The organism is bacterium (genome assembly GCA_016716565.1).
Taxonomy (GTDB): domain Bacteria; phylum Bacteroidota; class Ignavibacteria; order Ignavibacteriales; family Ignavibacteriaceae; genus IGN2.
In genome coordinates this window covers 114,361-134,309 of sequence record JADJWC010000004.1, presented here as the reverse complement: position 1 = coordinate 134,309, position 19,949 = coordinate 114,361, and the positions used below count along the sequence as shown (strand labels likewise).

Genomic DNA, 19,949 nt, shown 5'->3' with positions numbered 1-19,949 from the left:
ATTAATTACTTTCAATATACTTTAAAACCCTTTCGTATCTCCGCGTATCATTTGCCAGATGGTAATTAATATTATTTGTATATCAAATTTCAGCGACCAATTTTCAATATACCATAAGTCAAATTTCATTTTTTCTGTAATATGAGATTTACTTCCTTTCTCGTCGACAACCTCTCCCCTCAGACCATTGATCTGTGACCAGCCAGTGAGTCCAGGTCGAACATTATATCTCATATTAATTTCTTCAGAAACCTTTTGATAGACCTGGTCAACACCTTTGATGAGCGGTCTGGGACCAACTACGGACATATCGCCCTTTAAAACATTAATGAATTGAGGCAACTCATCCAGATTTGTTTTTCTAAGAAATCTGCCTATTCGGGTTACCCGTGGATCTTTTTTGACAATGGGTTGAAATTCAACCGGACTGTGTTTTTGATAAGTAAGCGTTCTAAATTTCAAACACTTAAAAGGCTTCTTTCTCATGCCATATCTTTCCTGAACAAATATTGCTGGCCCTTTTGAATCCAATCTGATTAACAAGGAAACAGTGGGCATGAACCATGATAAAATGAATATTGTGACTAAAAGAGAAAATAAAATATCAAAAACTCTTTTAAGAAATCTCCTGAAGAATTCATTTAAAGGTTCATCTCTGACAGTGATGACAGGAATATTACTGACGGAACTTATTTGAAATCTGGATGATAAAAACTTTATGAAATCCGGAATCACGTGAATCTTAACAGCATTCTTATTACATATGTTTACTATTTCATCCAGATTGATTCCTGATTCTGAATGAAGAGCAATTACAACGTCCTCGACTTTTTTTTCTTTAATTACTCTGTCCAGTTCGGAAAAAGAGCCAATGACATTTTCGGAAGGACTATCATTAATAAATCCAACAAATCTATGACCATACTCCGGATTTTTTGTAATTACTTCCCGGAAACGATCACCGATTTTATTTGCGCCGATGATTAGCAAATTTCTTATTGATTTTCCTTTGCTTCGGAGTGCACGTAATACACCTTTAAAGATTACACTCCGGATCATCAGTGTAATGAATATCAACAGGCCATTTATAACAATAAAGTTTCGTGTATACAGTTGTTGCGTGATAATGAAGAGGAAAAGAATGTTAAATACTGAAAGAACAATAGATAATTTGAAAATGTTATATATCTGTATAGGAAAAGGTCTGATTAAAAATTCTTCATAAAATTCACTTGAGTTTGTATAAAAAAACCAGACAAAATTTAGAATTATTAGCAGCAAATAAGGCTGACTCTTTTCTAAACTAAGATCAGAGGTATGTGAAATTTGAAGTGCTAGTAAAAAAGAAAAATTTATTAAGATAAAATCTGTGATGACACTGGATATATAAATCGATTTTTTATTGAAAATCATTTGTGATATATAAATTCAATTATTTACAAAATACCATGTGGAATAAGATTGCACAATAAATAAGCTGGGTAAAGAATCAATAATCATATCTCCAACGACTAGTGATTTTTATTTAAGAAAATCACTTTCGAATAAAGTTAAATTACACCGAAATTTGTTCTGATGAATTATAAAATTCTGACATTGAAACTTAACCAAATAATAATTATTTGAAAAAGAAAAATTAGGCTTTAAAATATTTGTGTTCTTTCTTCTCAAGGACTTATTTATAAAAACAATTTTGATTTCATTTTCATGCTGAAATGTCTTTTAATCACTATATTTTAGCAGTGTTTAATCATTTTTTTATTCATCATACTTCTTCTTACTAATTATTTAATAGACGGGAATGAATTCTGCTCATAAAAAAACCAATATCATGCTGAGTATTTTTGCGTCAGTTTTAATAAGCAGGAAATGTTCAGATTTTTACAAAGCAATGAAATGACAACAGCTTGAATAAAAAAATCAAAATACTTTATGTAATTACAAGCCTTGGAATCGGGGGAGCAGAAAGATTATTACTCTCATATCTTAAATTACTTGATCATAAAAAGTATGATTTCCATGTTATTGCTTTATGGGAAAAGCCTGATGAATTGCTGAAAGACATATCAGAGTACTGTGAAGTTACGATTCTTAAAATTCAATCAAGATTCAGTCCACTGGTTGTTTTTCAATTAGCAAAATTGTTCAAGCAGCAAAATCCCGATATAATCCATTCTCATTTGTTTCAGGCAAGATTTTATGCTGCAATCGCTCATTTAATTTCTAAGCGGGGAATCTTAGTTACACACAAACACAACAATGTAAATCCAAAGAAACACAACATTTTCTTACTGCTTGAAATGATAAGCATATTTCTAAGCAAGAAAGTAATTGCGATTTCTAATTCGGTTAAAAAAAGTTTAAACAGGTATGAGCTGATTCCATCAAAGAAAATATTTGTTTTACACAATGGGGTTGATTATGATAAATTTTTCAAAATCGCTGATTCAAATAAAATTTTGAAGGAAAATCCAATAATCATAGGCACGGTTTGCAGGTTAGAGCCACAAAAAGGTATCAGCTATCTCTTGTTGGCAATGAAAATCATTTTAACTAAGTTTCCTAGTGTTAAACTTGAAATAGTTGGTGACGGCTCACTTCTGCATGAACTAGAAGCTCTAGCCAAGAAAATAGGGATTAGCAATTCAGTAAAATTTTTTGGTAAATTTGCAGATGTAATCCCATTTTATAAAAGGATGCATGTTTTTGTACTTCCTTCGTTGTATGAAGGATTCGGGATTGTATTGCTTGAAGCCATGGCTTCAGGTATACCTGTCATCGCAACTAATGTTGATGGCATCAAGGAAGTTGTTGTTGATGGAGAGAGTGGCATTCTGATTCCCGCAAAAAATCCGGAAGCCATTGCTGATGCAGTTTTAAATATAATTGAAAACCCTCAACTGGCAGAAAAGTTAGTTGATGCAGGAGTAAAAAGATCTAAATTGTTTGATATCAGAGAGCATGTTATGAAACTCGATAACTTTTATGCAAATCTTTTAGGAGCAGAATCTTACAAATGATAAAGATTCTATATATTCTTGAAGCAACTTCCGGTGGAACCCAAAAACACGTCATCGATATAGCCAGAAAAATAGACAGATCTGAATTTCAAATCGATATAGTTTTCTCAACCAAAAGGAATAAAAATTTTCTTCAGGAAAGCGTTGGCATTTTTAACAGAACTTATGGATTGCCCATTAGTAGAAGCGGTTCTTTTACAGACATTTCGAATATTTTAAAGATCAGAAAAATTATTAAAGAAAATAAATATGACATTGTACATTGTCATAGTACTAAAGCGGGATTTGTTGGGAGGTTGGCTACCTTTATAAGCCGACATCCAAATGTTGTTTACTCTCCACACGGCTTTATGTTTTGCGACACTCGAATAAAAGCAAGAAGACTTCTTTACCTTCAATTAGAAAAGTATCTCGGTTATCTTACCAATAAATTAGTTGCCGTATCGGGTTCGGAACGGGATTTGGCCTTAGAACATAAAATCGTTCCAAGCAAAAAAGTTATTACACTTTACAATTCCATCGATCCAAGTGACTATAGTGATCACATCTATGAGAACAAGGTTTCAGATAAATTAAAAGACAAAAATTCAGACATCATTCTCGGAACTGTCGGAAGATTATATTATCAAAAAGATCCTATCACATTAATAAAGAGTTTCAAAATCATTAACGATGCTATCCCCAATACTAAATTAGTTATAGTTGGAGATGGTCCTTTGATCGATAAGTGTCTTGAATTAATTAATGAATTAGGTCTGCAGGAAAGAATTCAGTTAGCAGGGTTTCAGAAAAACTCAAAAGCTTTTTATAAAATTTTTGATTTGTTTATTCTTTCGTCTCATTACGAAGGACTTCCATATGCTCTTCTTGAAGCAATGGTTATGGGAATACCTTCAGTTGGAACTAATGTTGTTGGAATAAAAGATTTAATTCTTCCAGGTGAAACAGGTTATCTCGTGGAAGAAGGCGATTACAAGGGCTTGGCAAATGCTGTTTTAAGTTTACTTGAAAATCCTTCTCTTCTCACACTCTTCAGTGAAAATGCCAGACGCATGACACATACAAACTTTAATTTTAATGAAGGCATAAAAGAATACGAGCAGTTCTACACTGATCAATGTCTTCGGACCGCTTAAGTTTTCAGACTTAAGTTAAATCATTTCATCCAACATTTCTGAAAAAAACTACTGATTCATTTTTTTGAACAATAAGAATTTAATAGCGGCTGCAGAGCATTATAAACTTCTTCAACAGATAGTATATTCATACATTCATTTCCTGGACAAGAATATATATCGGCTCCAATAGCACAATACTTATCATTTCTTTGTGCTGAACAATTAAGAATCTTTTGACTAAATATTTGATACGTTTCTGTGGAAGCGGTAAAATCTGGATTAGTCGAACCATATATAGAATAAGTTGGTTTACCGAGATAGTTAGCTATATTAACCGGACCAGAATCGTTGCCAATAAATAGTGAACATTCTTTAATCTGTTCTATTAATTTATCTATAGAATCGGTAATTACTATTCCAATCTTGTGGTAATCAATTTCATTTTTCACATCATTCTCAAGCTGATTTTTTTTTACAATCAGATTAACTTCATATTCTTCATTGATTAGAGATGCCAGAGAAATTATTTTCTTAAAGTTCCATTCTTTTTCTTTCCACCCGGCATAAGGATGAATAAGAATTGCACCATCGGGATTTGCATTAATCCTATCAAGATTAAATTTGTGGCGAACTGAAGCACTGAGAACGGGCGAAATTGCATCATAATAAATATCAATCAGATCTGGTTCTTTTCTAACAGGAATAAATTCATCATAAACTTTTCTAAAATAATTTCTATTTATTCCAACAACTTTTTTTGTCAGCGTTTCTAGAATTAATAAAGCTGATACCATTGAACCTGTAAAATCAATTATCAGTTCGGGTTTCAATTTTATTAATTTGTTTTTCGCAGAACCTTTTGGAATTCTCTCACTAAAGCGAAATTCATCATGGGTAACTACTGAAAACTTGAGGTTAGGAAATTCCAATTTATAAATCGGGACTGACTCAGTGAAACAGTATATGATCACTTTATCTGAATATGTTTTGACTATTTCTCTCAACGCAGGAATTGTAAAAATTGTATCGCCAATTCTGTTTAATGATATTATAACAACTTGACCGGTGGTTATTGCAGATTTCTTATTTAATAGTTTAAATAATAAAAAAATAATTCCTAAAATATTTTCTATGATAACTGATATAAATTTATAATTACCGATCAGTTCGGTTAGCGGAATTTTTGATTTTTTAAACTTCATAAAATTCTTTTTTGAATGATCAGTTATTCAATGCAGTAGTAACAGAGGATTTCAAAGGAATTCGATAGAAGTAAATTAGGCTACCAAATATTAACCAGAAAGGCAAATCAGTTTGAATACCTCCAACATACAAGAGTCCGATGCTATTAAGCAAGTTTCTAATGATAATACTACACCCGGCAGCAAATAATCCCACGATAAAATAATATCTTTCAGGTAAATCAGCTTTATATTTTCTCAGTGTTTTAATCCCAATACGAAGATAGACAATAGGCAGAAAAACAGCTGTTAATAATCCTAAAATTCCCATATCAGTAAAAAACGTTAGAAAAAAATTATGTGATAAATTTGCTCCGCCTGTAACTTCATAGAAGTATATGAACAACCTGCCCCACCAATCATCTAACATATAAGGAAAGTAATTGAACATTTCATATTGATATGCCCCAGGACCCACACCAAATATAAAATGGTCGCTTATCATATCAATAGACATCTGCCAAATGTAATCTCTTGCGCTCATGCCGGATTCAATTCTTAAAAAAGTGGATAACAATTCATTTAGAGGTTGAAGAAGTAAAAACATCATACCTATTGTTATAATACCAAAGAGCAATTGATAAAATCTTTTTCTCACGAGAATAAAAAATATCATTGCTGTACTAAAAGTAATTCCGATAATTGCAGAACGAGACATAGTTAGTATCAGACCAATACCAAAAAATATTAGTAGAAAATATTCTAATTTCTTATCTGAAAAATTTTTCTTATTAAGGAGAGTACATATCAGCAATGGGAAAGAAACGACATAAAAGTTCGTTGATGCTTCTATATTAGTGATGATTGCTGAAACTCGCGGCCGATTTGGTGAAAATATATCCAGTAGACTTACGTCCCCATTTGAGAAAGCAATTAATGAAGAGCTAACTAAAATAAAAGCTACGATATATATAGAATTGAAGTAAAGTTTCAGATCCTTTATGGAACTAATTAATGAAAAAAATACATATGCAATGACAAACAAGGCTATCTGTCTTCCAAGTACATTTATTACAGCAGCCGGATAGTTTGACATTACTGAAGAAACGATCATAACTGTAAAATATAAGATCAAAAACAATTGTAAAGATTTTGGTATTTGCGGATATGCACCGAAATTCAGTCCATATTTTTTGAGGAAGAAATAACCTAACAAGCTAAAATCTACAACATACACTATTGGTCTGAGTGTTCTACTAACTTCTCCTACAAGTGTGAATAAAGATACAATAATTATTATTATGATAAATCTTTCTCCAAGACTTAAGGTAAGCATGAGTAAAACTATTAATGGGATTCCAATAATCAAGTACTCACCAAGCAAAATCGCTGGAATACTTAAAAGTAATGAGATAAAAAACAAAGACTGTAGGTCTTGGAAATCTGCATCAAATATTTTTATCAGTTTATTCATCAATCAATTTCTATTATCAGTATAATATTTCTTCTTCAGGCTTCAGCGCCTTGCTTTAAATAATTAAGTGGGCTAAAACGATTGAACACTCGTTGAGTAATATTTAAAGTTTTATGCTTTATTATTAAAATATTAACAATAAATAAACTTATAAACAGTATAATCTTGAATAGCTCATTAAACAATACATTTCCAAAAAATAAATTCGAAAAAATGGTAACCACTAAAAAACATATGATACAATTTATTATGTGAAACAGAAAATCCCTTATAAAAAGTGTTCTTTCTTTGATCTTTAATCTTTTATTTAGAAAAATATAGCTCGCCGAAAAGAAAAATATGAAACTAATACTCGTACTTAAAGCAAGTCCATCCTGATGGTATTCAACTAATACAAAGTTTAATAATAGTTTTAATATTACGCCTCCCCCTGTAATATAAAGCAGGATGTTTGCACTTTTAATGCTGTAAAATATTTTATTGAAAACAGCATAAACTGAATAGAATACAAGACTTATCGAATAGAACTTTAAAACACCAAAAGTCATTTCAGTATTTCTTTTACAAACTTTCCTCTTTCAAAAAATATTTTTATAAGAACATCACCATAGAAAAAAAGAATGAACGCTAAAGGCACGAATAAAAATACATTCATTGATATGCTTTCGTTATAAATTTTTTCGATCTCACCGTGAGAATCATCATTGATCGCCTTAGTAATTACCGGGAAAACAGCAGTAGCTAATGAAATAGAAAAAATGGAAACCGGAAGGAACCAGATTATTAACGCATAATTCAGTGAGGCTATGCCACCTGCTGAAATTTGTCCATAAAAGTATCTATCAAATATTGAATACAACTGACTCATAGATTCAATAAGTATTATTATGACAATCGATGAACTCAATATTGATCTGGAGATATTTAGCTCTTCTTTATCTAACCGAAAGTCAAACTTTAAAAACTTTCTGGACTTAGACAGCAGGAAAAGAAACTGCAATATTGTACCTGCTACATATCCTACAGGAATTATGTATACTCCATATTGGTCAGAAAAAAGAATCAGAAGAATGATAATGGAGATATTAAGAAATAAAATTGAGATTGCGGGATATTTAAATTCATACAAGCTTTGTAGTAATGCTGATAGAACTGAGATCGCAGCTGAAAACGGAATTGTAATTAAAAATATTCTAAATACCAGTATCGCAGTCTCCTGACTGTTCAAATCTGCCGATGGCATATAAAAGTTTACTACTGTTTCACTGGCAAGAAATAGCAGGCAGGTAAATAGCAAACCAGCAACGGTAAATATGAGAATTGACTGTCTGAAATATTTTTGAGATTGGCTAGAACCAACTTTTTGAAATTCAGGGATAAAATAATTTTGACTGATGTACAGCAAAACAGTATTAATGGTAATTGGCAGGACAGCACCAACAAGATAGAGATCGAACTCTGTTTCTAATCCAAAGTTATTAGCAAAAATCATTTCACGAATAAAGCCGAGACCTCTGCTGATTAATCCAAGTATGGAAATAAAAATCGATGCTCCGGCGATCGTAGAAGTGAATTTATTACTCATGTTCGATGATAGGAACGACTTAACTGAAAATTTGTATGTGGGTTAATTTCAGAATTATCAAACAAGCTTTTTGAAATACTCAATAGTTTTTTCTAATCCTTGTCTTCTATTTACCTTTGGTTCCCACCCAAGTTTTGTTCTGGCTTTTGTAATATCTGGTTGTCTTACTTTTGGATCATTAACAGGCAAATCTTCAAAGACTATTTTACTGCTACTACTAGTCAACTCTATAATTTCTTTGGCGATGTCTAATAAAGGTATTTCCTCCGGATTACCAATGTTCACAGGTTCTTTTTCATCGGACATAAGTAATTTGAATAACCCATCAACCTGATCAGTGATGTAACAAAAACTTCGTGTTTGTGATCCGTCTCCATAAACTGTGATGGGCTGTCCGGTTAAGGCCTGCATAATAAAATTTGGTATGGCCCTCCCATCTTTTAATCTCATCCTCGGACCAAAGGTGTTGAATATTCTGACAATTCTTGTTTCAAGATTATGATAACGCTGATAAGCCATAACCAGTGCTTCAGCAAACCTTTTTGCTTCATCATACACCCCTCTGGGTCCAATCGGATTTACATTACCCCAATATTCTTCAGGTTGCGGATGGATTTCAGGATCACCATAAACCTCAGAAGTTGAGGCAAGGAGAAATCGGGCTTTTTTCTCTTTTGCTAAACCCAATGCTTTGTGAGTTCCAAGAGATCCAACTTTTAAAGTCTGAATAGGTAATTGCAAATAGTCTATTGGACTTGCAGGAGATGCAAAGTGAAGGATATGATCGACCTTACCAGGAATGAATATGTAGTTAGTAATATCATGCTTAATGAATGAAAAATTTTCATTTCCCGCGAGATGTGAAATGTTATCAGTACTTCCCGTGATCAAATTATCAATACAAATAACCTTCATTCCTTCACTGAGTAATTTATCACATAAGTGTGAACCCAGGAAGCCAGCACCGCCGGTAACCACAGCTGTCTGCATTACTAATTGTCCTTTTCGATTTTAAAGAGTGAGAGTTTTTTTTCTTTAACAATGAACACTAGTGAGACTAGTAATAGAGCAAAAACAGATCCAACTACTGTGTTATAAATTAATCTTGGCGATGAATGCTTTTCTGGAGGTATTGCTTCATCCAGGATATCAATTGTCGGGACATCCCTGTTCTCCTGTATTCTTTCTTTGTAATACTGCTGCTGAAGCAACAGATAAACTTCATTTTTAATTTTTACTGTTCGTACTAATTTTGACAGCTGCATACCTAGTTCAGGTACATCGCTGAAGGCTACAAGATAATCATCCGAATCAATATCAAATTTATCGTACTCTTGTTGAAGCTGATTTAATTTCTTCTTCAGAGCTAATAAATTTTTATTATCAGGTCTGGAATTTGGTTCCAGCAAGGCAATCTCGATTTCAGTACTAACCATTTCTGCTTTTAATTTTGCTGCGCTTTCGATAACAGATGTGAGCTGTTCAGGTAAAGAAATTGTTTTATTTGCTTTTTGAAATTCCATCAATTTGGCTTCTGCCGAATCGAGCTCAGTCTTAGTCTGAACCAGCTGATATTCAATATATTCCCGAGCACGTTTTGCACGGTATGAAACTTTCTCACGATTAATGCTGTCCAATGCTTCAACATATGAATTTGAAACACGGGCTGCAAGAATTTTTATGGAGTCAATATCTGAAAATATTTTTGGTAAAAATCCTGAGGATAGATTAACTGATAGTGTAATAATTCCCTCTTTCGACAAATCTAAATTCAGATTTTTATTGATTTTCTTAATCGCTTCATACTCAGTGTCTTCACCATAAAAATCAAGAAGGTTATTTTTTCTAATTACGTATTCTGCTGCAGTACGGCTTTTAAGTATTTGAAGAAAAAGTTGTGAATTGCCGGGTGCAAATTTCCCTGTTAAAAAATCTCCAACACCGCTTCCTGAAAGTAAAGAACCTAATCCGGATATTTGATCAGTTTCCGGTGGAGGAAGAATTGTGACTGGTGCATTGTATGTTACAGGAGAGATTATAAAAAGATATAGAAAGATAACTACAGCACTTCCAATTGTATATTTTAGAATTGCTCTCCAATTGATCAATAAAACGTGAATAATGTCATGAAAAGTCATAATGTTACCTCACTGCCACAATTACTGCTGCAGAAGCGGCTACAATCGCTGCAAGCTGTGCGACAACAGTTAATGCATCTGTAAAAACATCCCAGAATTTTGGACCTGGTGGATCTTCGGGTGCCCAGATTGTATCTCCTGCTTCAAGTTTATCCACATCATCAGCATCAATCCATTCACCTGTTTTTGCTTTAATTATTCTAACATCACCTTCCAAAGCTCGCCAGCCAAAACCACCTGCTAAAGAGATATAATCCTGAATTGTAAGTGAAGGTTCGTAGACTATTTTACCCGGATTTACAAACTGACCAAGCATGATTATGTAATCTTTCTTTTCAGGAACATTAATAATATCATCTTTATGTAAAAGGATGTTTTCAAGCATATCATTCTGCTTAAAGAGTTTTACAAAATCCACAACAACCCTCCCGGAATGCTGTCTAGATTTCGCTTTAAGGTAATCATATTCATCTTCTGTCATGTTTTCTATCGGAATTAATTTAAGTCTTTCAAATTCCGGATCAGTTTCTTCAACATCCATCTTTCTTGTCAATGAGGCCTCGATTAAAGAAGCGTCCTGTAAAAATCCACCAGCTTCTTCAATGATTTGCTTTAGACTAGTTTCGTTTTTATTGATTTTATACCAGCCGGGAAATCGAACATACCCATTAATTTGAACATAATGATCAATTAAATATTCCGGGATTTTTCTGATGACAACGTGATCTTTATTTTGCAATAAAATATCGGCATTCGTTAAATCATCATAAGAATAGTAATTGCTGACTTGTGTTTCACCATCTTCAAGAAATCTGATAAGCTCAATGGTATCCTTTCGTGCATCGTATAAAAATCCACCTGAAAGATTAATCATATCCAAAATTGTTTCGTCAGGACGATACTCATACAAAGCCGGAAACTGAACCTGACCACTTATTCTAACTACCTTATCTACTTTTTGTACGAGTACACATCACCTTCGACTAAAATAGGATTGTTAGAAAAATCACCAAATCTTAAAAAACTTAGAAGGTCAAAAGTTCTTGTCTCACCTTCCTTTGGGATAACTTTAATATTTCTAATATCTGAATCTTCATTCAATTGACCTGAATTAGTAACAAGATCCATTAATCGTGAATTGGCAGGTAATACAAATACTGAAGGTTTTTTGATATTTCCAACAAGTGAGATTTTAATCATCCTGAAATCTGCCAGAGAGATAAAAATATCTACATCTTTATAATACTTTAAAATCGCTTCTGATATTTTTTCTTTTGCAGTTTTAAGTGTTGCATTACGAAGATCAACACCACCTACTCTTGGAATGTAAAACCAGCCTTCCTGATCTATTATGAGTGTATTCACAATTTCAGTTACACCACTGATCGATATAAATATTTTATCACCTGGTCCAACTTTATACTCATCCGGATTTATAATTCCTTCCGTTGCGATTCTGGCTGAGGGTGATGAAAACTTTTGATACATACTGTCAGGAACCAGCCTTTCAGGATAATCCGGCAGCTGCTGCGGTGTTATTGTAATTAAAAATAACCCGCTAAAACAGAGGACAAATGCAAAAATAAATTTCATTAGATCTTCAGGATGTGTTAAGAAATATAGACAATAAAAATAATCATCTAAATTGATTGTTAAATTATGAAATATTAAAGCTTCATCAAATTTTTAATGAAACTTTTCTGAGAGTTATTACCGATACAATGAAAACCAGCACAGGTCCGGTAAAAAAAATGATCGCATAGTAAGTAAGTAATTTATGTTCAATCAGAATTTTTAAAGATGCTAAATGTTTTATCTGATCCCTAAAAAACATGAAAGTTAAATATGCAATAATACCGGAAATCATCCCCGCAATTATCCCGTTGAGCATAACCGGAATTTTAATAGTTGAAAGTTTAGCTCCCACGAGTTTCATTGTTTCAAAATCTATCATCCTGGAATTAATAATTAATTTTATGGTTGCATATACCAGATAAACAGCAACAAGAGAAACCATAATTGTTAAAAGAAATAAATAAAATTTTATTGATTCGATATAGCTGAGCATTTTGTAAATAAAGCCTTCTCTGAAAACAACTTCATCAACAAATTGAAGTCCGGAAAGATTTTTTATAATTGAATTCAGTGAATCGTTATTGGCATGTGAATCTTTTATGCGTACAACAAAAGATGCGGGTAACGGGTTGTAGTCAAGAATCTTTTTGAAGTCTTCACCAGTTTCTTTTATGAATTGCTCCGCGGCTTGTTCCTTGCTGATGAATTCAACCGAATCGATAAATTCTTTTTCAGTCAATTCTAACAAAGTCGTCTGCTGAATAGCCGGAGTGAAAGGCTCTTTAAGGAATAAATTTATTTTGATGCTTGATTTCAGTTTATTGGAATAGTAATCAGATACCTGAAGTGTAATATAACTGAACAAAATCAACAGAACGCTTATTGTTAAACTAACGGTTGTCAGGATAAAAGAAGATTTTGCTGATTTTATGGAACGAAGAGCTTCATTAAAATAAAATAATAGCATTCTAAATTTTCTATAAGTTACTCAGAAATTAGATTCATCAATCCAGCGTGTCATCCGCCATTTTTGTGTTTGGGGATCTTTTTCTAATGACACATTTACCCTGCCATCAATCCTCACGACATCTGTTGGATTAAAGGTAATATTAAGATTAAAACTCCGGACGATATTTGCATCGAGTGTATCGATAGTGCTCAGAACTATGTTATTCCAGATCAAATCAAGCCTCTCTGAATTCTGGAATAGACCATAGGTAGTTCGCATTTCTTCATCCCTTCCCCAGTTAACATCGAAACCATTTTCATAATCTCTGTAAGTAAAAGTGAAGTTTGAAGTAATCAGGTTACCGTAGATAAGCGTATCTTTAAAAGTATAAGCATATTGGAAATTTTGAAATACACCTTCGATTGTAGTCTGATCGGAAATTGGTGGTGCACCGCTGTCAAAATCAGTATCAAGTCTGGGCGCGAATGGATTTGTACAGCCAGAAACAAGAGCAGCTAAGATCAGGAAGATGATTAATAATTTTATTTTAGAGATAAAATTCAATCTTCAATTCGCTCCAGCTTTTAGCACTTTGAATAGCAATATCTTCCCAGAAGTAAATTATCCAGGCTGAATTTATATCTCTTGTCATTGTGAACTTCAGACTTCCCTGATAGATTTCCGGATCAGAGTTCTGCACCGGGACACTGATGGAATACTTAGCAGAGTATAATGAGCTGTCCGCCCTAATATCATAAACCTCTTCAGAAAATGACAACGATATCGGGACGCCATCTGGTGACCTGTTTAATAAATTATTAAAATATTGATTGCAAAAATAATCATTCCCGTTCAAGATTCAGCATCTTAAATATTACCGGAATATTCACCCAGTCTATCGATAATTGTAAAACCTGCTTCTTCCAAAAAATCATAATTCTAATTTCAATGTATTATCGAACTGATTCAAAAAAATAGTCATTATCAATCCAGTGTTTTGCCGTGTCATAATGAGCTTCGATTTAAAATCGCTCGACCAATTGTTGCATCGTCTGCAAACTCAAGATCACCACCAATAGGCAGTCCACGAGCAATTCTCGTAACTTTCACTCCAAGCGGCTTAAGTAATTTAGCAAGATATAAAGAAGTAGTTTCACCTTCGGTATCAGGATTTAAAGCAAGAATTACTTCCTGAATATCTTCCTCTTCAAATCTTCTAAGCAGCTCTTTTATATGAAGTGAATCAGGAGTAATTCCTGACAGTGGTGAGAGTACGCCGCCAAGTACATGATACAAACCCCTGTATTCGTGTGTTTTTTCAACTGCCAGAACATCGCTTGCTTCCTCAACCACACATAATATTGATTGATCTCTTTTTTCTGATTTACAAATGTTGCAAAGTTCTTCCTCAGAAATATTAAAACACCTTGAACAGAATCTCAGCTTCAACTTTAAATTTTGTAAAGCAGTGATAAGATTTTCAACTTGCAGAGTTTCATATTTCAGAAGATGAATTGCAAGTCTTTGTGCGGTTTTTTTACCAATACCGGGCAGCTTGCTCAATTCTTCAATTGCGATTAGAAGAGGTTCAGCAATTTGCACTTTATAATCCCGGGATGTTCATGCCTGGTGGAATCATTCCTTTTGTTACTTTAGCCATTTCTTCTTCAGCCAATTTTGCTGCTGAAGAAATCGCCTTATTCACTGCAGCCACAACTAAATCTTCAAGTATTTCTTTTTCGTCTTTATTGATTACCTGCGGATCAATTTCAATAGATATAATTTCTCGATTTCCATTCGCTGTTGCTTTAATCATACCTCCGCCAGCTTCCTCCGAAACTGTAAGATTCCCAAGTCCGCTCTGCACTTTCTGCATTTCTTCCTGCATCTTCTGCACCTGTTTAAGCATCGCTTGCATTCCGCCCTTCATTAAATTCCTCCGATATTAGTCAAGTAAATGTTTTTTTGTTAAAATTTAATCAAATATACTACAATTGATTGACTTTATATACGTAAAATTCCTAACTTAATTTTCAAGTTTTACAAAGAAGAATAAAAATTTCGTAAAAATTGTTTATTGGAAAATCATATGGTAAAAATGGCAAGTTCAGAAACAGAATTTAAGTTGATTGATTATAAAGACGTCTTTCTTAATCAGAAAAGCAAAAAAATAACTGCAAAAGGTTTCGGAGAAAAAACAGCATCTTTAAACGCTTTTTTTCTTGATTACCTGAAGGGTTATAACATCCCAAGCGCCTACCAGAAACGTACTGATAAATACAATTTGCAATTTATCAAAGTTACTGAACTCCCTTTCAGAGTTAAAATATTGAACAATGCTGATAAAAGAATCTCAAAATTATTTTCTGTTAAAAATTTATCCCAACTTGAACTCCCGGTACAGGAGTTACACTATGGTGATTCAAAGGATACAATTGTAACCGAAAGCCATCTCATCTCTTTTAATCTTTCAACTTATGACGATATAAAATTCATTTACAGACTATGTTCCAAGATCAATGCGATTGTTAAATCTTTTTTTGAGCGAAGAAATGTTTCACTCGTTGAACTGACATGCATATTTGGTAAATTTGAAGGTAAAATTTTTTTGATCGGTGATTTTTCGCCAATGAGTATGAAAATAATTGATAACACAGAAATAGACACTTTGCCCAATCCATATAAAATTGAAACTTTTGCACAGATGAAAAAATATACCGACATCTTAGTTAAACTGACAAGCGGAGAATAGATGTTCACAAAGTATGGTTACACAACCATTGGAATCGTTACTGTAATAGTATTCCTTCTTATTTCACTAAGTTTCTTTATTCAAAGTAACCCTCTGAAAATTTTGATTATCATCATTGCCGCGGCAATTTTATTTTTAACATTAAACTTTTTTAGAGATCCGGAAAGAAAAATTCCTACAAAAAAAGGAATTATTATTACTCCGGCAGATGGGAAAGTAATTGTCATCAGGCAGAATATCTTTAATCATTTTGTCGGAGAAAATTGTAACCAGATTTCCGTTTTTATGTCGCCGCTGAACGTTCACGTAAACAGAATACCAATTGACGGTAAAGTTGAACATTTAAAATATCATGAGGGGAAATTCATTGCTGCTTTTGAGGATAAAGCATCCGAAAATAATGAAAGGATGGAAACTGGAATTAAAAGCAGTTATGGCAAAGTACTTTTTACTCAGATTGCTGGTTTTCTCGCCAGAAGAATTGTTAATGAGTTAAAGATAGGTGATGAAGTAAAGATTGGTGAAAGATTCGGAATGATTAAATTCGGCAGCAGGCTGGATATTTTCGTACCTTCAAACTTTATTCCGGTTGTGAATATGAACGATAATGTTTATGCCGGAGAAACAATTCTCTTTGAAGTAAAAAAATAAATGAACCGACCCCGGCTTACTCCTTCTGTAATACCAAATCTTTTTACCGCAATGAATATGTTTTGCGGTTTTCTCTCAATACTCAGTGCTTCAGAAGGAAATTTTAACTACGCTGCCTGGCTCATTTTTGTTGCGGCCGTTTTTGACGCGCTTGACGGAATGGTTGCGAGATTAACCAACTCGTCAAGTGAACTGGGGGTGGAACTTGATTCCCTTTCGGATATTGTGAGTTTTGGTGCGGCACCTTCTTTTCTTCTCTATAAAACTTTTTTTTATTCGATGAATACCTGGGGAATTATTATTAGTGCTTTACCGCTAATTGCCGGGGGTTTCAGACTTGCCCGATTCAATATTCAGCTTGTCGGATTCTCAAAATCTTTCTTTCTTGGATTACCAATCCCATCTGCAGCATTGACAATTGCATCGTTCATACTTGCTTTTTATGATGAAGGTTTTACAAAGCCAATGTCTGATTTTATCGCACCATTGATTCTTGTTCTTTCATATTTAATGGTAAGTAATATCAGGTATGAAGTTATTCCGAAAATTTCCCTGAAAAGTATAAAGGAAAAACCATTTCATTTTATTTTCTTATTGATTGCAGTCCTGCTTGTAATTTTTATGTATACAAAAGGATTGTTCCTTGTTTTTGTTTTCATGATAGTGATTGGTATTTTTCGGCATCTTTACAAATTGATTACATCACCTTCTGCCAATTAAAATTAATTAAATATGTTCAAAGCAAAAGTTCTTATTAAAAGAAGAAAAACCATACTTGACCCTCAGGGAAAAGCAGTCGAAATTGGTGCAAAACATCTTGGACTCACGAACATCAAAAATACACGGATTGATAAATTCATCGAGTTCAATGTGGATACTTCCGACAGGAAATCTGCTGAACAGGAAGTCAACGAATATTGTAAAAAACTTCTCGCAAATCCGATTATGGAAGATTATGAATTTACGCTTGAAGAGGTATAATGTTGAGTGAAACGAAATTCGCCTCCGGCAGAAGTAAACCTAAATTCGGAGTTGTTGTTTTTCCTGGTTCTAATTGTGACCACGACACTTATTATGTGCTTAGAAAAATTATTGATGTGGATGTCGTCTTTCTCTGGCACAAGCAACCTTCTTTGGAAGATTGTGATATTCTTATTCTTCCCGGTGGTTTCTCCTATGGTGACTATTTGAGAACAGGTTCAATCGCCCGCTTCTCTCCAATAATGAACGAGGTGATCAAGTTCGCAAATGGCGGTGGTTATGTTTTAGGCATTTGCAATGGATTTCAAATATTGCTCGAAGCTGGTTTGCTTCCCGGAGTTATGATCAGAAATGAATCTTTAAACTTCGTGTGTAAAGACATTTATCTTAAAGTTGAAAATATGAATACAAATTTCACCAAAGCAATCAATGGAAATAGTGTTCTAAAAATTCCGATTGCACACGGCGAAGGAAATTACTTTACCGATCAAAGAACATTGAATGAACTTGAGGAAAACCAGCAGATCGTGTTCAGGTATTGTTCAAGCGACGGCTTAATAACTGCAGATGCCAATCCAAACGGTTCGGTAAACAATATTGCCGGGATTATGAATAAGAAAGGTAATGTGTTGGGAATGATGCCTCATCCTGAAAGGAGCAGTGATCCGGTCTTGGGAAAAACAGACGGAAGTCTTATTTTCAAATCATTAGTAAATAATATTTTTAATTGAGAGGTTTAATATGTTCGGTAATTTAGGCGCAGGCGAGATAATTCTAATAGTTCTGGTTGTATTACTACTTTTTGGAGCAAAAAAAATTCCGGAACTTGCACGTGGTATCGGCAAAGGTATGAGTGAATTCAAAAAGGGACTTAAAGACGTTGAGAGTGAAATAAAATCTGCAGATACCGATTCAAAAAAAATAGACGAGAAAAAAGATTCAAAATAATATTTAGTAATAAGTAGCTATCTTCCTTCTCCACTAACGCGGCAGAACTTCCAGCAATTGTTTCCATCTCATTTAGGACAGGTCTTTTCATTTTCTTAAATTTGTCAGTCAAATTTTTAAATGCTACACCAATCAGGGATAAATTTTTATGAGCATTCTTGTTAATAAACAAACCAGACTATTAGTACAAGGAATCACCGGCGGTGAAGGTTCATTTCATACTCAGCAAATGATAGATTACGGAACTAAAGTAGTTGCAGGTGTTACTCCAGGTAAAGGAGGGACAGAGCATCTTGGTGTTCCGGTCTTTAATACTGTTGCAGATGCAGTTAAGAAAACTAAAGCTAATACTTCTGTAATTTTTGTCCCCCCGGCATTTGCTGCAGATGCAATACTCGAATCAGCGAACTCAGGAATAAAAGTAATCATCTGCATCACCGAAGGTATACCTGCTGCGGATATGATAAAAGTTTATAACTCAATAAAGGAAAAAGGTGTAGTGTTAGTTGGTCCGAATTGTCCGGGAGTTATCTCACCCGGAGAAGCAAAAGTCGGAATAATGCCTGGCTTCATTCACAAAAAAGGAAATATTGGTATTGTTTCAAGAAGTGGAACATTGACTTACGAAGCGGTAAAGCAGATTGTCGATGTTGGACTCGGTCAATCAACGGCAGTTGGAATTGGCGGAGATCCCGTGATCGGTTCAAAGTTTATTGATATCATAAAATTATTTAATGAAGACCGCGAGACAAAAGGCATCGTAATGATTGGTGAAATCGGCGGAAGTGCTGAGGAAGAAGCTGCTGAGTTCATCAAAAAAAATGTGAAGAAACCAGTTGTTGGATTTATCGCAGGTAGAACCGCACCTCCAGGAAGAAGAATGGGACACGCTGGTGCAATAATCTCCGGAGGAAAAGGAACAGCTGCAGAAAAGATGGCAGCAATGAAGAAAGCCGGTATTCAAGTAGTCGAAAATCCTGCAGAGATTGGTATTACAATGCTTAAAGCAATTTCAAAGAAGAAGAAAACTACTGCCAAAAAAGTTTCTTCAAAGAAAAAAACATTGACAAAAAGATCTTCGATAAAGAAGAAAAAGAAATAAATATATTTCGAAAAATAAAGTAAGAGACTTAAATGAAAGTTAAAGTTGCTCTCGAAAAAAGTGATGAAGGTGGATATACAGTTTATGTCCCATCTCTTCCCGGGTGCATCAGTGAAGGTGAATCAATTGAAGAAGCAATAGATAATATAATTGAAGCCATAGAACTTTATCTTGAACCAATCGAGGATGATACTGCCGGGTTAAGCGATGTGATTATTAAAGAAATTAACTTATGACAAAGGTTACATCCTTCCATACTTTAAAATCATTAATACACTTCAAAGAAATGGATGGGTGGTAGTCAGGCAAAAAGGAAGTCATATCAGGATGCATAAACATATTCCGGGTGAACTTTTAAAGATTACTGTTCCAGCTCATACACCTGTCAAACGATCAACTTTGTCTCACATCTTAAAACAAGCACGAATCGAGACCGAGGAATTTTTAAAACTATTATAAGACATATTTAATTAGG

The 19,949-nt window shown here is 33.8% G+C and carries 25 protein-coding genes; 11 read left to right on the top strand and 14 right to left on the bottom strand.

Translation table 11 applies throughout. From position 1 onward, the window contains the following. Positions 1-21: 21 nt before the first annotated feature. Positions 22-1,413, bottom strand: a complete 1,392-nt coding sequence (locus tag IPM14_15975; GenBank protein ID MBK9099575.1) for an exopolysaccharide biosynthesis polyprenyl glycosylphosphotransferase — start codon at positions 1,411-1,413, stop codon at positions 22-24. A 494-nt stretch (positions 1,414-1,907) separates the two neighbouring features. Here IPM14_15975 and IPM14_15970 point away from each other — a divergent pair, with 494 nt between their 5' ends. Both IPM14_15970 and IPM14_15965 read left to right on the top strand, forming a co-directional pair. After that, positions 1,908-3,020, top strand: a complete 1,113-nt coding sequence (locus IPM14_15970; protein ID MBK9099574.1) for a glycosyltransferase — start codon at positions 1,908-1,910, stop codon at positions 3,018-3,020. Then, complete coding sequence (locus tag IPM14_15965) at positions 3,017-4,156, top strand: glycosyltransferase family 4 protein (protein MBK9099573.1); 1,140 nt, start codon at positions 3,017-3,019, stop codon at positions 4,154-4,156. The genes IPM14_15970 and IPM14_15965 overlap by 4 nt, the downstream gene beginning before the upstream one ends. A gap of 56 nt (positions 4,157-4,212) precedes the next feature. Here IPM14_15965 and IPM14_15960 read toward each other — a convergent pair whose 3' ends face one another. The 13 genes from IPM14_15960 to IPM14_15900 all read right to left on the bottom strand — a co-directional run bounded on the left by IPM14_15960 (position 4,213) and on the right by IPM14_15900 (position 14,970). Then, positions 4,213-5,340, bottom strand: a complete 1,128-nt coding sequence (locus IPM14_15960; protein MBK9099572.1) for a glycosyltransferase family 9 protein — start codon at positions 5,338-5,340, stop codon at positions 4,213-4,215. Between the two features lie 19 nt (positions 5,341-5,359). Continuing rightward, positions 5,360-6,793 carry an O-antigen ligase family protein gene (locus IPM14_15955; GenBank protein MBK9099571.1) on the bottom strand — a complete coding sequence of 478 codons (1,434 nt, stop codon included), beginning with the start codon at positions 6,791-6,793 and terminating at the stop codon, positions 5,360-5,362. Positions 6,794-6,828: 35 nt separating this feature from the next. After that, positions 6,829-7,341, bottom strand: coding sequence for a polysaccharide biosynthesis C-terminal domain-containing protein (locus tag IPM14_15950; protein MBK9099570.1), 513 nt, complete (start codon positions 7,339-7,341; stop codon positions 6,829-6,831). Then, complete coding sequence (locus IPM14_15945; protein ID MBK9099569.1) at positions 7,338-8,378, bottom strand: polysaccharide biosynthesis C-terminal domain-containing protein; 1,041 nt, start codon at positions 8,376-8,378, stop codon at positions 7,338-7,340. The genes IPM14_15950 and IPM14_15945 overlap by 4 nt, the downstream gene beginning before the upstream one ends. A gap of 57 nt (positions 8,379-8,435) precedes the next feature. Continuing rightward, entirely contained in the window at positions 8,436-9,368 is a 933-nt protein-coding gene (locus IPM14_15940) for an SDR family oxidoreductase (GenBank protein ID MBK9099568.1), read from the bottom strand. Positions 9,369-9,370: 2 nt separating this feature from the next. Continuing rightward, on the bottom strand, positions 9,371-10,516 hold the full coding sequence (locus tag IPM14_15935; protein MBK9099567.1) for a hypothetical protein: 1,146 nt from the start codon (positions 10,514-10,516) through the stop codon (positions 9,371-9,373). 4 nt (positions 10,517-10,520) lie between these two features. Continuing rightward, positions 10,521-11,426: an SLBB domain-containing protein gene (locus IPM14_15930; protein MBK9099566.1), complete on the bottom strand. Its 906-nt coding sequence runs from the start codon at positions 11,424-11,426 to the stop codon at positions 10,521-10,523. A gap of 41 nt (positions 11,427-11,467) precedes the next feature. Beyond that, entirely contained in the window at positions 11,468-12,109 is a 642-nt protein-coding gene (locus tag IPM14_15925; protein ID MBK9099565.1) for a polysaccharide biosynthesis/export family protein, read from the bottom strand. An 85-nt stretch (positions 12,110-12,194) separates the two neighbouring features. Further along, positions 12,195-13,058, bottom strand: a complete 864-nt coding sequence (locus IPM14_15920; GenBank protein ID MBK9099564.1) for a hypothetical protein — start codon at positions 13,056-13,058, stop codon at positions 12,195-12,197. Positions 13,059-13,079: 21 nt separating this feature from the next. Further along, positions 13,080-13,562, bottom strand: coding sequence for a hypothetical protein (locus IPM14_15915; GenBank protein MBK9099563.1), 483 nt, complete (start codon positions 13,560-13,562; stop codon positions 13,080-13,082). Between the two features lie 25 nt (positions 13,563-13,587). After that, the gene (locus IPM14_15910; GenBank protein MBK9099562.1) at positions 13,588-13,896 is read right to left on the bottom strand and encodes a hypothetical protein; all 309 of its coding nucleotides are present in this window, start codon (positions 13,894-13,896) and stop codon (positions 13,588-13,590) included. Between the two features lie 149 nt (positions 13,897-14,045). Further along, on the bottom strand, positions 14,046-14,642 hold the full coding sequence (gene recR, locus IPM14_15905; GenBank protein ID MBK9099561.1) for a recombination protein RecR: 597 nt from the start codon (positions 14,640-14,642) through the stop codon (positions 14,046-14,048). A 1-nt stretch (position 14,643) separates the two neighbouring features. After that, on the bottom strand, positions 14,644-14,970 hold the full coding sequence (locus tag IPM14_15900; GenBank protein MBK9099560.1) for a YbaB/EbfC family nucleoid-associated protein: 327 nt from the start codon (positions 14,968-14,970) through the stop codon (positions 14,644-14,646). A 168-nt stretch (positions 14,971-15,138) separates the two neighbouring features. Between IPM14_15900 and IPM14_15895 the strand changes: the two genes are divergently transcribed. From IPM14_15895 to IPM14_15855, 9 genes are all read left to right on the top strand, one after another. Next, on the top strand, positions 15,139-15,792 hold the full coding sequence (locus IPM14_15895) for a hypothetical protein (GenBank protein ID MBK9099559.1): 654 nt from the start codon (positions 15,139-15,141) through the stop codon (positions 15,790-15,792). Further along, on the top strand, positions 15,793-16,443 hold the full coding sequence (locus IPM14_15890; GenBank protein ID MBK9099558.1) for a phosphatidylserine decarboxylase family protein: 651 nt from the start codon (positions 15,793-15,795) through the stop codon (positions 16,441-16,443). It abuts the gene before it with no gap. Then, positions 16,444-17,163, top strand: coding sequence for a CDP-diacylglycerol--serine O-phosphatidyltransferase (gene pssA, locus IPM14_15885; GenBank protein ID MBK9099557.1), 720 nt, complete (start codon positions 16,444-16,446; stop codon positions 17,161-17,163). 12 nt (positions 17,164-17,175) lie between these two features. After that, on the top strand, positions 17,176-17,424 hold the full coding sequence (gene purS / locus IPM14_15880; GenBank protein MBK9099556.1) for a phosphoribosylformylglycinamidine synthase subunit PurS: 249 nt from the start codon (positions 17,176-17,178) through the stop codon (positions 17,422-17,424). Then, positions 17,424-18,155: a phosphoribosylformylglycinamidine synthase subunit PurQ gene (gene purQ / locus IPM14_15875; protein ID MBK9099555.1), complete on the top strand. Its 732-nt coding sequence runs from the start codon at positions 17,424-17,426 to the stop codon at positions 18,153-18,155. The genes purS and purQ overlap by 1 nt, the downstream gene beginning before the upstream one ends. Before the next feature lie 10 nt (positions 18,156-18,165). After that, entirely contained in the window at positions 18,166-18,372 is a 207-nt protein-coding gene (locus IPM14_15870) for a twin-arginine translocase TatA/TatE family subunit (GenBank protein ID MBK9099554.1), read from the top strand. 148 nt (positions 18,373-18,520) lie between these two features. After that, the gene (sucD, locus tag IPM14_15865; protein MBK9099553.1) at positions 18,521-19,474 is read left to right on the top strand and encodes a succinate--CoA ligase subunit alpha; all 954 of its coding nucleotides are present in this window, start codon (positions 18,521-18,523) and stop codon (positions 19,472-19,474) included. Positions 19,475-19,506: 32 nt separating this feature from the next. Further along, complete coding sequence (locus IPM14_15860; protein ID MBK9099552.1) at positions 19,507-19,710, top strand: type II toxin-antitoxin system HicB family antitoxin; 204 nt, start codon at positions 19,507-19,509, stop codon at positions 19,708-19,710. A 10-nt stretch (positions 19,711-19,720) separates the two neighbouring features. Beyond that, positions 19,721-19,933 carry a type II toxin-antitoxin system HicA family toxin gene (locus tag IPM14_15855; GenBank protein MBK9099551.1) on the top strand — a complete coding sequence of 71 codons (213 nt, stop codon included), beginning with the start codon at positions 19,721-19,723 and terminating at the stop codon, positions 19,931-19,933. Positions 19,934-19,949 lie beyond the last annotated feature (16 nt).

Excerpts from the sequence above, each read along its gene's own strand:
- IPM14_15870 (MBK9099554.1), top strand. The coding sequence starts at position 18,166 with ATGTTCGGTAATTTAGGCGCAGGCGAGATAATTCTAATAGTTCTGGTT.
- IPM14_15940 (MBK9099568.1), bottom strand. The coding sequence starts at position 9,368 with ATGCAGACAGCTGTGGTTACCGGCGGTGCTGGCTTCCTGGGTTCACAC.
- IPM14_15925 (MBK9099565.1), bottom strand. The coding sequence starts at position 12,109 with ATGAAATTTATTTTTGCATTTGTCCTCTGTTTTAGCGGGTTATTTTTA.
- IPM14_15960 (MBK9099572.1), bottom strand. The coding sequence starts at position 5,340 with ATGAAGTTTAAAAAATCAAAAATTCCGCTAACCGAACTGATCGGTAAT.
- IPM14_15965 (MBK9099573.1), top strand. The coding sequence starts at position 3,017 with ATGATAAAGATTCTATATATTCTTGAAGCAACTTCCGGTGGAACCCAA.
- IPM14_15950 (MBK9099570.1), bottom strand. The coding sequence starts at position 7,341 with ATGACTTTTGGTGTTTTAAAGTTCTATTCGATAAGTCTTGTATTCTAT.
- IPM14_15920 (MBK9099564.1), bottom strand. The coding sequence starts at position 13,058 with ATGCTATTATTTTATTTTAATGAAGCTCTTCGTTCCATAAAATCAGCA.
- IPM14_15895 (MBK9099559.1), top strand. The coding sequence starts at position 15,139 with ATGGCAAGTTCAGAAACAGAATTTAAGTTGATTGATTATAAAGACGTC.
- purQ (MBK9099555.1), top strand. The coding sequence starts at position 17,424 with ATGTTGAGTGAAACGAAATTCGCCTCCGGCAGAAGTAAACCTAAATTC.
- IPM14_15975 (MBK9099575.1), bottom strand. The coding sequence starts at position 1,413 with ATGATTTTCAATAAAAAATCGATTTATATATCCAGTGTCATCACAGAT.
- purS (MBK9099556.1), top strand. The coding sequence starts at position 17,176 with ATGTTCAAAGCAAAAGTTCTTATTAAAAGAAGAAAAACCATACTTGAC.
- IPM14_15860 (MBK9099552.1), top strand. The coding sequence starts at position 19,507 with ATGAAAGTTAAAGTTGCTCTCGAAAAAAGTGATGAAGGTGGATATACA.
- sucD (MBK9099553.1), top strand. The coding sequence starts at position 18,521 with ATGAGCATTCTTGTTAATAAACAAACCAGACTATTAGTACAAGGAATC.
- IPM14_15890 (MBK9099558.1), top strand. The coding sequence starts at position 15,793 with ATGTTCACAAAGTATGGTTACACAACCATTGGAATCGTTACTGTAATA.
- pssA (MBK9099557.1), top strand. The coding sequence starts at position 16,444 with ATGAACCGACCCCGGCTTACTCCTTCTGTAATACCAAATCTTTTTACC.
- IPM14_15900 (MBK9099560.1), bottom strand. The coding sequence starts at position 14,970 with ATGAAGGGCGGAATGCAAGCGATGCTTAAACAGGTGCAGAAGATGCAG.
- IPM14_15945 (MBK9099569.1), bottom strand. The coding sequence starts at position 8,378 with ATGAGTAATAAATTCACTTCTACGATCGCCGGAGCATCGATTTTTATT.
- IPM14_15955 (MBK9099571.1), bottom strand. The coding sequence starts at position 6,793 with ATGAATAAACTGATAAAAATATTTGATGCAGATTTCCAAGACCTACAG.
- IPM14_15935 (MBK9099567.1), bottom strand. The coding sequence starts at position 10,516 with ATGACTTTTCATGACATTATTCACGTTTTATTGATCAATTGGAGAGCA.